The 12,344-nt window shown below is 71.2% G+C and carries 14 protein-coding genes; 7 read left to right on the top strand and 7 right to left on the bottom strand.

Features of this window, described 5'->3' with window-relative positions:
- Positions 1-148: 148 nt before the first annotated feature.
- The 6 genes from ACIQOV_RS07945 to ACIQOV_RS07920 all read right to left on the bottom strand — a co-directional run bounded on the left by ACIQOV_RS07945 (position 149) and on the right by ACIQOV_RS07920 (position 4,859).
- Positions 149-1,249, bottom strand: coding sequence for a methyltransferase domain-containing protein (locus ACIQOV_RS07945; RefSeq protein WP_401046142.1), 1,101 nt, complete (start codon positions 1,247-1,249; stop codon positions 149-151).
- Positions 1,246-2,220 carry an ATP-grasp ribosomal peptide maturase gene (gene tgmB / locus ACIQOV_RS07940; RefSeq protein ID WP_401046139.1) on the bottom strand — a complete coding sequence of 325 codons (975 nt, stop codon included), beginning with the start codon at positions 2,218-2,220 and terminating at the stop codon, positions 1,246-1,248. The genes ACIQOV_RS07945 and tgmB overlap by 4 nt, the downstream gene beginning before the upstream one ends.
- A gap of 1 nt (position 2,221) precedes the next feature.
- Positions 2,222-2,560 carry a hypothetical protein gene (locus tag ACIQOV_RS07935; RefSeq protein ID WP_401046136.1) on the bottom strand — a complete coding sequence of 113 codons (339 nt, stop codon included), beginning with the start codon at positions 2,558-2,560 and terminating at the stop codon, positions 2,222-2,224.
- Between the two features lie 137 nt (positions 2,561-2,697).
- Positions 2,698-3,549 (bottom strand): helix-turn-helix domain-containing protein, encoded by an 852-nt coding sequence (locus ACIQOV_RS07930; protein WP_401046133.1) that lies wholly within the window; start codon positions 3,547-3,549, stop codon positions 2,698-2,700.
- Entirely contained in the window at positions 3,546-4,058 is a 513-nt protein-coding gene (locus ACIQOV_RS07925; RefSeq protein ID WP_401046130.1) for a DUF6879 family protein, read from the bottom strand. Before ACIQOV_RS07925 ends, ACIQOV_RS07930 begins: the two co-directional genes overlap by 4 nt.
- Before the next feature lie 132 nt (positions 4,059-4,190).
- A complete protein-coding gene (locus ACIQOV_RS07920; RefSeq protein WP_359900971.1) occupies positions 4,191-4,859 on the bottom strand; it encodes a Tat pathway signal sequence domain protein in 669 nt (222 codons plus the stop codon).
- Positions 4,860-5,444: 585 nt separating this feature from the next.
- Here ACIQOV_RS07920 and ACIQOV_RS07915 point away from each other — a divergent pair.
- The 4 genes from ACIQOV_RS07915 to ACIQOV_RS07900 all read left to right on the top strand — a co-directional run bounded on the left by ACIQOV_RS07915 (position 5,445) and on the right by ACIQOV_RS07900 (position 9,075).
- Complete coding sequence (locus ACIQOV_RS07915) at positions 5,445-6,173, top strand: TetR/AcrR family transcriptional regulator (protein ID WP_401046126.1); 729 nt, start codon at positions 5,445-5,447, stop codon at positions 6,171-6,173.
- Between the two features lie 189 nt (positions 6,174-6,362).
- Positions 6,363-7,019, top strand: a complete 657-nt coding sequence (locus tag ACIQOV_RS07910; protein ID WP_359900974.1) for a DUF6230 family protein — start codon at positions 6,363-6,365, stop codon at positions 7,017-7,019.
- Between the two features lie 2 nt (positions 7,020-7,021).
- Positions 7,022-7,552: a DUF6114 domain-containing protein gene (locus ACIQOV_RS07905; RefSeq protein WP_359900976.1), complete on the top strand. Its 531-nt coding sequence runs from the start codon at positions 7,022-7,024 to the stop codon at positions 7,550-7,552.
- A 287-nt stretch (positions 7,553-7,839) separates the two neighbouring features.
- Positions 7,840-9,075 (top strand): globin domain-containing protein, encoded by a 1,236-nt coding sequence (locus ACIQOV_RS07900; protein WP_401046122.1) that lies wholly within the window; start codon positions 7,840-7,842, stop codon positions 9,073-9,075.
- Between the two features lie 64 nt (positions 9,076-9,139).
- On the opposite strand, the gene ACIQOV_RS07895 is transcribed toward ACIQOV_RS07900, so the two are convergent.
- A complete protein-coding gene (locus tag ACIQOV_RS07895) occupies positions 9,140-10,543 on the bottom strand; it encodes a selenium-binding protein SBP56-related protein (RefSeq protein ID WP_401046120.1) in 1,404 nt (467 codons plus the stop codon).
- 109 nt (positions 10,544-10,652) lie between these two features.
- On the opposite strand from ACIQOV_RS07895, the gene ACIQOV_RS07890 reads away from it, so the two are divergent.
- The 3 genes from ACIQOV_RS07890 to ACIQOV_RS07880 form a co-directional block, all read left to right on the top strand.
- Positions 10,653-10,901 carry a hypothetical protein gene (locus tag ACIQOV_RS07890; RefSeq protein ID WP_401046117.1) on the top strand — a complete coding sequence of 83 codons (249 nt, stop codon included), beginning with the start codon at positions 10,653-10,655 and terminating at the stop codon, positions 10,899-10,901.
- Positions 10,902-10,919: 18 nt separating this feature from the next.
- A complete protein-coding gene (locus ACIQOV_RS07885; protein WP_401046114.1) occupies positions 10,920-11,891 on the top strand; it encodes an alpha/beta hydrolase in 972 nt (323 codons plus the stop codon).
- Positions 11,892-12,007: 116 nt separating this feature from the next.
- Positions 12,008-12,344, top strand: a 337-nt coding sequence (locus ACIQOV_RS07880) for a spermidine synthase (protein ID WP_401046145.1), incomplete at its 3' end; no start/stop codon positions are given.

The raw sequence follows: 12,344 nt of genomic DNA, 5'->3' as shown, positions 1-12,344 counted from the left end.
CCCCCACCGGCCCGGCGCCCGGCGCGGGCCCGGCGACCGCACCCCAGCCCGACCCGCAGCAGCCCGACCCGCAGCAGCCCTGACCGCGCGTCCCGCGCAGCACCTCGCCCCGCCGAGCATCAGCTCGGCGGGGCGACGTGCTGCTCCCTCAGCCAGGCCACCGGACCGTGCTGCCGTCCGGCGCCGTGTAGCCCGTGAAACGGCCCGCCGGACCGGCCTCGACGGTGAACCACTCCCGGCGGGGCCGGTTCCGGTCGAGCCATGTCCGGTGGGCCGCTTCGATCACCGTCCAGAGGTCGCGCGGGCCGCTGAGGGTGACGGTGCCGCCCCGCGCGCGGGCGGTCGAGCCGTCCGCGGTGTCGCGGAGGACATGGCCGTCGCGGACGACGGTCGGGCCGAGGTGAAGGTCGGCCCAGAACGCGAACCCCGGGTCGTCCAACACGCGGGCGCAGGTCTCCGTGATCCGGCTGTCGCCGTGCTCCTCAAACACTTCCCGGTCTGCTTCCGTTCCGTCTCGCAGCGGCATGAAGCCGGCCGGACGGTGCAGGTACCGCCCCACCGCGCGTCCGTCCGGCAGCTTGGTGAGCCTGGCCACCGCGCCGCCGATCGGAACGACCAGAAGACCACCGGGCGCGCACTGGTCGAGCCACGCCCGGGGCAGCCGGCGAACACCGCAGGTCGCGATGATCCGGTCGTACGGCGCGCCGCCCGGGTACCCGTCGGCTCCGTCGGCCACCGCGACCGTCGGACCGAAGCCCGCCTCACCCAGCCGGGTACGGGCGGTGGCCACCAGGTGCTCGCCGCGATCGATGGTCGTGACGTGCCGGTCCCCGGCGAGTTGGCAGAGCAGCGCGGCGTTGTAGCCGGTGCCCGTGCCGATCTCCAGCACCCGGTCCCCGGGGCTGACGTCCAACGCGTCGAGCATGTCGGCCATCAGGCTCGGGAGCGTGGACGAGGACGTCGCCACCCCGCTCACCCCCTCCGGGCCGGCCACCTCCGCGTGGATGCCGTCGACCTCGGTGACCAGCACCCGGTCCGCGTACACCTCCCGCAGCCAGCCGTCGCCTGCCCGCCAGGGACGGTGCACGCCGTCCTCCTCCCGGAAGAACGCGGGAACGAACGGATGCCGCGGCACATTGAGGAACGCCTCCACCACCCGCGAGGACAGCACAGTGCTCGCCCGCTCGATCTCCGAGGCCAACGCGATCCGGGCCCGCAGGAGTTGGTCGTCGTAGGGCACGGTCGTCATACCCCGTCGATCCCTTCCAAGTAGTCGCAGATCGCGGTCGTGATGGGCAGCCCGGTCGCCTGCTCGATGAACCCGTACTGCCCGTTGGGATTGACTTCGAGGAACGTCCATTTCCCCGAGGGCGATACGACGAAGTCGAAGGCCCCATAAGGGAGTCCGAGCCTGCCCAGCATGCGGCGCACCGCACTCGTCACCGCTGCCGGAGGATCACAGACCTGATAGGTCAGATTGTCGTAGTCGCTGCGCCAATCGACTTCTGCTGCTGACGAGTTCGCGTGGATCTCCGCAGCGAACAGCTGCCCGTCCACAGCGGTGAGACGCACTTCATGGGCCTTGGGAACCCACTCCTGGAACAGGTTCGCCGTGGTGGAGATCGATGGATGATCGGTCCCGCCTTCCTCCAGCACGTTCGCGTAGACAGCGACGGACCGACCACCGACAGTCCCGCGGATCGACGTGAAGGGCTTGTACACCACCGGACCCCCGATGCCCTCCGCGAACTCCCGTGCAGCCGAAGGGCTGTTGGTGATCAGCGTGCGTGGCACTCGAAGCCCGGACTCGGCCGCCACCCGGAGCTGGAACGGCTTGTACTCGGCATCGGCGGCACGGCCCGGCGGCGGCAGCCACCGGCAGGACAGCGCCGACAGCAAGCCTCCGAACCCTCGCCGCGCCTCCGCGGAGGCCACGCTGCGGGCCTCCGCGGACATCTCGGCGGGGAACTCCGGTGCGGTCGGGCGGCGATAGTAGACCGACCGGACGGTGGAGAGGTCCAGCGTGCGCCTCTCGGTGGCCAGCGTCCCGGCCCAACCGGATGCCCCGTCGAGGCCGGCCACCACGGCCAGCCTCGACGGGAACCACGCCGTGTCCGCCCGGAAGACGGGAGTTCCCCGCCGGTTCAGCTCCTCGATCACGAGGTCGGCGGTGGGATCGAAGGTCCCCGTCAGCACGAGGACGGCATCGGCGGTCGGCATCTCAGTCGTTGCTGCTTCCTGGGTCGTCCGGCGCGTCCATCTGCCCGGAGGGCTGCGTCGGACCGTAGGTCTTGGGCGGGTTGCTGGTCAGGTAGACGCCGGGCGGGAGGCCCTCGTACGTGCAGGTCTGCGTCTCGTCGTCGTAGCCGATGCCGGCGGCCAGGATCCCCCCGGCCCCGGTGACCGGGACGAGGAAGCGGAAGGCGAACGGGCTCCCGGGCCCGTTCTCGCCGTCCAGCCCGGGCATGAGCGTCGCACCGGCGACGCCCATCGGCAGCCGGGACTCGGCGCGGTCGAAGACCGGGACGCCTCCCGGCCGGCTCAGGACGGTGGTGAGCATGTGTACCTCCGCGTCGTCGCACTCATCGAATCGCCGGCCACGGATAGCCTGCGATGTCGGACGAAAAGCAACGCTAGACCATTGGATTCCGGACATCCAGGCCTATTCGAGTTCCCGCATAAATTCCCCGGCTCATACTACGAGGACCGCCGGAAATCATCTGACCATTGTTCGAGCAGGCATCGGGCATCATCCCCGACATGCGACTCCCTGCGAAAGAAATCAAACAGCTGCCGATAGTGATCGATATCCTTGGGATCACGCAGGACGAGCCGCCCGGTGAACAACTCGATCGTCACGAGCTGCGCCCCGTAGACCGTGAAGGTGTGAAAGGGAACGTCGGCCACCCGGGCAGACAGCGGGATAATGCCGACATTGACGTTCGGGAGCTGAGAAACGGAGGCGATTCGGTCCAGCTGGACGGCCATGATCGGCGAGGCGCACAGTTTCCAACGGACAGCCGATTCGGTCAGCAGGAAGTCGAATCGCTTGCTCTCGTCGTAGAGAACGGCCTGGCGTTCGAGCTTCAGAGCGATGGTCCGGGACACATCGCCTTCGATGGGGTCGATCGGAGGACTCATGGCCGTACGCATGTACTCCGGTGTCTGAAGCAGACCGGACGGCATCGCGGGCAGGAAGTAGCGGATGTGCTGGGCGCCGCTTTCGAGAGCAGCCAGTTCGCGTTGCCGCACATGCAGGCCACGACGGACGGAAGCACGGACGTCCTCGTATTCGGCATTGGCCACGCTGGCCAGGTCGAGCAGTTCCTGGGCCAGGTCAGCGTCCATGCCCACCGCGGCGATGATCTGCTGGACGTCGACGACCGTGGGGAGAACCTTCCCGGTCTCGATACGGGAGATCTTGCTCTGACTCATCCCGCACCGCACGGCCAGACGCTCACCGGAAAGGCCGGAGGCACGTCGAAGATCCTTGAGCGCCGCTGCAAGGTTTCGACGTTGCTCTCCGGCCCTACCGGGATCGAGGGTCAAGCTGTGCTGTACTCCGTGAACGGGACCGAGAGGGACAGAGCGAGATCACGCCAGCGCCGGTACTGCTCCAGATCAGGATCCTCCAGGAGATCCCGCGCGATCTGCGTGCCGTCGGAGCGGTACTTCATGTCGACCACTTTCCTGCTGTCGAACATCCAGAAGTCCTGCTCCGGAAGCCCGGGATTCTCCCGTCCGGTGAGGTCCAGGATCCGGATGTCCTCGCCGGCCTCGACGTTGTACGCGTAGGCGGCGAACTCGTAGCGCAGGTAGTCGGACAGCGGCCTGGTCAGGACGTGGACCCGCCCGATCCACCGCCCGGTCGCACAGTAGTTCCGAACTCGGACAAGCCACGGATCGTCCGCAGGAATATGCAACTCGCCAGTGGCCAGGAATTCCTGAAACTCCTCGTCCTCACCGGGCATGGCATAGGAATTCAGGGTCTCCAGCCGGAACGCCTCACGCTCGAACGAGTCGAAGAACGGGCGCCAGGAGTCACCATCCAAGAGCACGGAACGCCTCCCGCAACACGTCTTCGGGAATCTCCACCGGGCGTGCCGCGGGGCCGGTGGGCGCGGCGGCGCACGGCCCGGTGAGGGTGCCGTGCGCCGCCGCCGTCGGGGCGGGCCGGGAGGGCCCGGGCGTCAGTTGACGAAGAGGGCCGGGCTGCCGGCGACCGAGGTGTCGAGGACCGGGCCGTAGGTGGCGCTGAAGTAGCCGGTCGCGAAGCACAGGCTCGGCCCGGAGGCCAGGGCGAACGGCTGGCCGGTGAAGCCGATGGTGTTGCCGGTGTTGGAGGTGGTGCCGTTGATCCCGGTGGTGTTCTGGTAGTTGCAGTTGATGCTGCCCAGGATGGTGTTGAGCACCACCGTGGTGCCCATCACGCCGGCCGCGCCGGGGGTGAGCTTGACCGGGTTGCCGGGGCCGTCGCTGACGGTGTTGGTGAACGGCAGGCTGGTGACCGTGACGCTCTTGACGCCGGTGACGCCGATGACGTTGGAGGTGCAGGATCCGAAGGTCTGGGTGTTGAGCTGCTCGGTGGCGCTGCCCGGCGCGGCCGGGTTGGAGGTCACCGTCGCCGAGAAGGAGGAGGCGGCACACTTGACGCCGGTCGTCCCGGTGGCGCTGTTGTAGAAGGTCGCGGAGGTGCCGGAGACCAGGTTGGCGGTCAGTACGTCGCCGACGGCGACGGCCGGGCCGGTCGGGCTGCCGGTGGTCAGGACCGCGCCGGCGGCCTGGGCGGGGGCGACGGCCGCGCCGGTGAGGGCGAGTGCGGCGAGGGCGGCGGTGGCGAGGGTGCGGCTGATGCGCATGAGGGTGCCTCTCTCCGTCCGACGGACGGGTGGGGGAATCCCCGCGTGCGGGTGTGGTGGTGTGCACGACGGGGGAGGTGCATGGCGTACCGGAGTGCTTCGTACCGGAGTGCTTCGTACCGGTGGTTCGGCGCCGGTGGCCCGGTGCCGGGGCGACGTCCCGCGGGCTCGGCACCGGCCGGCGTGCGGGCGGGCCCGGCGCCACGGGCCCGCCCGCTCGGTACGGCGGTGCGGACGTACGCAAGGGTGGGCGTACGGCGGTGCGGTGGTACGGCATTGCGGTGGCACGGTCCTGCGGTGGTGGTGCGGCGTTGCGGTGGCACGGTCGTGCGTACGGACGGCGGCGTGGAACACCAACGGCACCGCGCCGTTCGGTCGGGGACGTGCGGTGCCGTGGGGCACGTCGACGGCTGCCGCCGTCGCGCCCCGTCTCCGCCGTGGTCCCGTGGCCCGGGCGTTCGCCCGGGCTCCCCGGAGCCCCCGGAGGTCCGGCCGGTGGGGGCCTGCTGGCCCACCGGTTGGAAACCTGTCAGTGTTGTAAACCCGGTGTTCCATCAATGTCAATACAGGACACAGGAGTTGGTGATGGATCGGAAGAACCTCCGTGGAGCCGACGTGGTCCTGCTGCCGGGCGCCCGGACCGGCCGCGATCCGGCGCGCTCGATCAAGCCCGGGCCGCGCCGGCTGCCCGCCGGTGTGGTCGCCGCGACCCAGCGCGAGCGGCTGCTGGACGGCCTGGTGCGGACCGTCGCCGAGCGCGGCTACCAGCACGCGACGATCAGCGACATCTGCCGCGCGGCGGGCGTGACCAGGCCGGTCTTCTACGAGCTGTTCAGCGGCAAGGAGGACGCCTTCCTGGCCGCGCACCGGCACGGCACCGGTGTGGTGATCCGGCGGATGGCGGCGGCCTTCACGGCCGAACCCGACTGGTGCCGGGGCATCCGGAAGGCGCTCGGCGCGATGCTCCAACTTCTCGCCGGAACACCGGCGTTCGCCACGATGGCGGTGATCGAGGTCGAGGCGGTCGGCTCGGCGGGCCGACGGGAGCGGGCCCAACTACTGACCAGGTTCCGGGCGTTCTTCGATGAGGTGCCCCAACTGCCGGGCGGGGTCGACTCGAAGGAGATGGTGGACTCGGTGGTGGGCGGCGTCTACAGCGCGATCTACCGGTGGATCGACTCCGGCCGGACCGAACAACTGATGGAACTACTACCGGTGTTGAGCATGTTCTGCCTGTCGCCGTTCCTCGGTCCGGCGGAAGCGGCCGAGAGGATGGGGGTGCGGGACTGGCCGAAGCGGGTCGCCGATTGGTGAAGATCCCTTCGTGCACCCGTATTGACCCGGCCAATACCGGGCAGTAGCTTCCCAGTTACTTACCGCGTGCTGACCGGACCCGCCCCGCTGCCGAGGGGCGGACGGCCCGGTCGCGCCCGGGGAACGCTGTCCGCGCCAGGACAACGTGCCAAGTGCCTGCAGACCCATCCACCCACAGGGAGCACACACATGGCCATGTCCGAGGACGCCGCCACGGCGGCCGAGACCCCGCAGACGCCGAGCGGGCCGAGAAGAGGACGGGTCCGGCTGAAGCGCACCGCCCTGATGGCCGTCCCGGCCGTCGCCGCCGGGGGCGTCCTGATGGCGCTCACCGCCCAGGGCGTGCTCGCCGCCCAGTTCTCCATCTCCGGAATGCCGTTCACCATCACCGCGGACAAGCTGGACGGCGAGGGCTTCGCCCAGTTCGGCGCGCTGGACTCGATGATCCCCGACAGCCCCAACGCCGGCTCCACCGGCGGTCAGGTGCTGGTCGCAGTGTCGGCGATCAAGAAGGCCGAGATCACCAACCTGTGCCAGAGCGTCGACCTCGGCGGCATCAACCTGGTGATCCACGCGGGCGACGGCGGCACCCCCGTCACCGCCTCCGACCTCACCACCGACTCCGACCTGCTCTCCGGCGACGCGGAGTTCAAGAACATCGAGATCGGCGGCGACGCCAGCACCTACACCAAGGCCGGCCCGGTCGGCAAGGGCGGCGCCGGTGTCTTCGGCCAGCAGGCCGACCACGTCACCCTGACCCACCTGAACCAGCACAACTACGCGAGCACCGCCGTCGGGTTCAAGCTGCCCAACCTGCGGCTGAGCTTCAGCTCCACGGGCTGCTGACCATGACGGAGTCCGTACCGGAGCCGGCCGGCACCGGCGAGGGCACCGCGGCACGGGCCGAGGGGGTGGCCGCCGAGGGGACGGCGGCCGCGCCCGCCCAGGCCGCGGCGGCCACCGCCGCCGAGCCGACCGCGCGCCCGACCAAGCGCGACTGGCGGGGCAAGCGACCGTTCTGGGGCGGGCTGCTGGTGACGCTCGGCGGCGCCGAGATCCTGTTCACCCTGAAGGCCCCGCTGCCCGTCATCCTGCACATCGGGATGCAGGGGCTGGCCGGGTACCTGGTGCCGGCGGTGATGATGCTGTGCGGCCTGCTGATCCTGTTCAATCCGGCGCAGCGGCTGTTCTACTCCATCCTCGCCGTGCTGGCCTCGCTGGCCAGCTGGCTCACCTCCAACCTGGGCGGCTTCGTGATCGGGATGCTGCTCGGAGTGGTCGGCGCCTGTCTCACCTTCGGGTGGCTGCCCGAACAGCCGCTGCGCCAGGGCCGGCAGCGGCGGCTGGAGCGCCGGGAGACGCACCGGGCAGGGGTCTGACGACGGCGGTGCCCCGGGTCCTGGTGGTGGGAGAGCACCGGGGCGTGGGGCACCCGCCCGTCGCACCCGTTCCTTCGCGGCCGTCCTGCCGCGCGTGTCCTTCGGCGGCTGTCCTTCCGGGGCCGTGCCCGCCCATCCGGGCGGTCCGGTCCGTGGTGGCCGAAAACCATCCCGGTCCACACGTACCAACGCAAGGGGTCGATGGTCCCGGGTTCCTCCGGGGCGATCGGCCCTTCTCGCGCTCGGCGGCCCGGCAGTTGACTGGGCGGGACATGGACAACAGCAGCATGAGCACTGGCACCGCCACCGCCACCGCCGAGTACGACCGCCTGATCGCCCGCCATCACGCGATGCGCCTGCGACGCCAACTCCTCGCCCCCTCCTCCTCGGGCGGCGGCGACTTCGGGTACGGCGCGTACGGCGAGGACGGCGGCTACGACGGCGCCGCCGACCAGCACCTGATCCGGCGCGACCTCGACCTGATCTCCCCGCTCGCGGACCTGATCGACCACCTCTACGCGGTGATGTTCAGCCATCGCCCGTATCTGCGACCGCTCTTCCCCGTCTCGATGGAGTTCCAGCAGTTCCACCTGGAACGGATCTTCCACCACCTGATCGACCACCTCGACCGCCCGGCCGAACTGGAGCAGACACTCCGCCAACTCGGCCGCGACCACCGGAAGCTGGGCGTCCGGCCGGTGCACTACGAGGCCTTCGAGGAGGCCCTGTGCGCGGCCGTCCGGCACCGGGCCGGCGAGCGCTGGACCGAGGACCTGGAGGGCGCCTGGGTGCGGATGCTGCGCTTCGCGGTCGGCGCGATGGTGGCCGGCGCCGACTCCGCGCTCACCGAACCCCCGTACTGGCACGCCGTGGTGACCGGCCACGAACGCCGCCGCCCCGACCTCGCCGTGCTGCGTGTGCGCACCGGCGAGCCGTACCCGTACCGGGCCGGGCAGTACGGCACCGTCGAGCACCCGGCGCTGCCGCACACCTGGCGGCAGTACTCGATGGGCTGCGCCCCGCGCGCCGACAACGAGCTGGAGTTCCACGTCCGCCGCACCGGCCCCGGCGGGGTCAGCGCCGCCCTGGTCGAGCACATCGCCGTCGGCGACCGGCTGCGCCTCGGCCCGCCGCGCGGCAGCCTGCTGCCCGACGGCGACGCCCGCGACCTGCTGCTGGTCGCGGGAGGCACCGGCCTCGCCCCGATGAAGGCGATCATCGAGCAGCAGACCACCCGCCGGCCGACCGGCCGCCGAGTCCACCTGTTCGTCGGCGCCCGGGAGCGCGCGGACCTCTACGACTGGCATTCGCTGGCCGAACTCGGCCTGCACAAGCCGTGGTTGACCGTCACCCCGGTCACCGTCGGCGAGCTCGCCGACACCGTCGCCTCGGCCGGCGACTGGCGCGAGCACCTGGCCTGCGTCACCGGGCCGATCGGCATGGTCGGCTCCGTCCGCACCCGGCTGGCGGCGGCCGGGCTGCCGTCCACGCAGGTGCGGTTCGACCAGGCGCTGTACCGGTGACGCCGGCCGGACGGCCGGCGGACCGGCGGCCGCCGACCAGGCGGCCGTCCGCTCCGTCGGCGGGTCAGCGGTAGCAGTAGGAGTCGGAGGAGGCGTCGCCGCCCGCCAGGTGGGTCTGGTGGACGCGCAGGCCCCGGAAGTCGGCGCCGTGCGGGAAGAAGCGCTCGTCGATGCTCAGCCCGCCGGCCTCCGGGTCGGCGTCCAGCTTGACCATCCAGGGCTCGATGCCCTCCGGGTAGAACTGGTCGTCCCAGGCGCCGTAGAGCGAGTTGGTGAGGTACAGCCGCCGGCCGTCCCGGCTGATCTCCACCATCTGCGGCGCCCCGCTCAGCGGACGGCCGGGCTCCGCCGGGTGCGGGGTGCGGGCGGCGATCCCGCCGAGCCGCACCGAGCCGGCCAGGCGGGGGTGGAACGGGTCCGAGACGTCGTACTGGAACAGCTCCCCGGTGCCCCACGCCGAGACGTACAGCCAGCGGTCGTCCACCGACAGGTTGATGTCCGTGACCAGCGGCGGCACCGCGCCGAACGGCTGCAGCGCGGGCGGCAGGTCCTCGGCCTTGGCCGGCTCGGCGGGGATCTCGATCACCTTGCGCGCGGTGAACGCCGGCCCGTCCCGGTACCAGAGCCACACCGAGGAGGAGAGGTCCTCGACGTTGGTGACCACGCCGACGAAGCCCCACTCCGCCTGCGGATCGTGCGCCGGGCGCAGCTCCAGCACCATCTGGTACTGGTCGCCGAGGTCCACCCGCTGGAGGTGGCGCCCGGAGTCCAGCTCCCAGAAGTGCAGCGCGTGGCCGTACTTGCGCCCGAGCAGGAGGTCCGGCACCACGCCGTCCTCGACCATCGACGGGGTGCCCCACTCGCTGGTGATGCCCACGTTGGTGCCCAGGTGCCACCAGACGTCGTACGCGAAGTGCTGCGGACCGCGCTCGGTCTCCCAGGGGCGAAGCACCTCGAAGGTGGTGTGGTCGAGCAGCGCCACCCCGCCCGGCCCGTCCTCGCCCTCGGCGCCGCCGAGGCAGGAGAGGAAGACGCCGTCGGGGCCGCAGTGCAGGGTGTGCGGGCGCGAGTAGCCGGCCTTGGCGGCCAGCTCCTCGGCCTCGATCGTCTTCACCAGGCGCGGGCGGACCGGGTCGGGCCGGGTGTCCAGGACGTGCAGCCGGGAGGAACGCAGCCCGGGCAGCAGCAGGTAGCGCCGCTCGGGGTTCTCGTGGCAGGCGTGGGCGAGGGCGCTGGAGCAGGCGTTCCAGCCGAAGTGGTGCAACTCGTCGCCGAGCGTGGGCAGTTCGGCGAAGTTCAGAACCTTCCCGTAGCTCGCCGAGTCCGGATCGGTGTCGACGCTCAGCAGTGCGTCCGGCTGCTGCCCCGACCGGTCGAACCCGGCCACGTACGCCAGCTTCTCCGGCGGAGCGGCGATCGCCTCGGCGGCCGAACGGTAGAGCGACGGATCGGTATGCCCGTGCTGCATGCAAACTCCCCAACTCGCCTGGTCTGTCCGGGAAGCGTTCCACAGAACCACCGGCGCACAGGAGGCGCACGAGAAGCGGCCGGGAGGCGCGGGCGGCTACCCTGACCGGGTGCACAACAGCATTCGCGGGGGCAGCTTCCACGGCCCGGTCGTCCAGGCGGCCACCGCGCACGTGACGGAGGGCAGCACCTGGATCGCTCTCCAAGCCGTGTTCAAGGACCTCGGCCGGCACGAGGAAGCCGAGGAGGCCCGTCGGCAGGCCGATCGTGCCACCGACGACGCCCACGCAGCGTTCTCCGAAAGCATTGCGATCATCACATCGCGCCAGGTCGGAGATGTCGGGGTCGACAACGGCTGAGCCAGTACAGTCACCCTCATGGAGTTCCGTGAAGACATCCTGGGTGCCCCCTACGAGGCCGCCGAGCTGACGCTGCGGCCGGACGACGAGGGGGCGGTGTGCGCGACGCTCGTCCGCCGGCCGGTGCCCGGGGCGGACCGGGCCGTGCTGTACATCCACGGGTACAACGACTACTTCTTCCAGACCAACCTCGCGGACCACTACACCGCGCTCGGCTTCTCCTTCTACGCCCTCGACCTGCGCAAGTACGGCCGCTCGCTGCGCCCCCACCAGTCGCCGAACTTCGTCCGCGACCTCACCGAGTACGACGAGGAGATCGACGAGGCCGTCCGGATCATCCGCGAGGTGGACGGGCACCGGCAGCTGCTGCTGAACGGGCACTCCACCGGCGGGCTGATCGGGGCCCTGTGGGCCGGCCGGCGGGCCGGGCGCGGGGTGGTGGACGGACTGTTCCTCAACAGCCCGTTCCTGTCGATGCCGGTCGGGCCCGCGGTCCGCACACTCGGCGGGCCCGCCGTGACGGCGGTCGGGCGGCTGGCGCCGACCCGCGTCCTGCCGTCCGCGCTCAACCCGCACTACACCCACAGCCTGCACAAGGACCACCAGGGCGAGTGGGACTTCGACCTCACCCTCAAGCGCCCCGAGAGCTTCCCGCTGTACGCGGGCTGGCTGTCGGCGATCCACCAGGGCCACCGGCGGCTGCACCGGGGACTGGGCATCGACGTGCCGGTGCTGCTGATGGCCTCGACCCGGTCCATCTCCACCACCACGTGGCACAACGCGCTGCACCACGCCGACGCCGTGCTGCGCGCCGACGACATCGCCGCGCAGGGGCCGCGGCTGGGCCGGCACGTCACCGTCGTGCGGATCAAGGGCGGCATGCACGACCTGGTGCTGTCCGGTGCGGAGGCCCGCGCCGAGGTGTTCGCCGAACTGGACCGCTGGCTCGCCGCCTACCTCGACGTCGAACCCGTCGGGGAGCACGCGTGACCTTCCCGCAGCACGAGGGTGCCGAGCACATCGAGCAGGCCGAGGCCGACGAGCACGACGAGCACGACGAGCCGGTGCCCGTCGGGCGGCGGACCGACCTGGGCTTCGCCAAGCTCATGCCCGACCTCGACCGGGACGGCGGCTGGCTGCTCACCCTGGACGGCACCCCCCAGTCCTACGTCGACCTCGCCGACCCGACCCACCTGGAGTTCGAGTACACCCGGCGCCTCGGCCACCTCGCCGACGCCCTCGCCCCCGCCGGACAGCCGCTCGACGCGCTGCACCTCGGCGGCGGCGCCCTCACCCTGCCCCGCTACCTGGCCGCCACCCGACCCGGCTCCCGGCAACGGGTGGCGGAGGTGGACGGACCGCTGCTGGAACTGGTCGCCGAACAGCTGCCCTGGCAGGGCCCCGGCGCGGACATCACCGCGACCGTCGGCGACGCCCGGGAGG

This window comes from Kitasatospora sp. NPDC091257, from assembly GCF_044757675.1.
GTDB lineage: Bacteria > Actinomycetota > Actinomycetes > Streptomycetales > Streptomycetaceae > Kitasatospora > Kitasatospora lactacystinica.
This window is presented reverse-complemented; position numbering and strand designations above follow the sequence as displayed.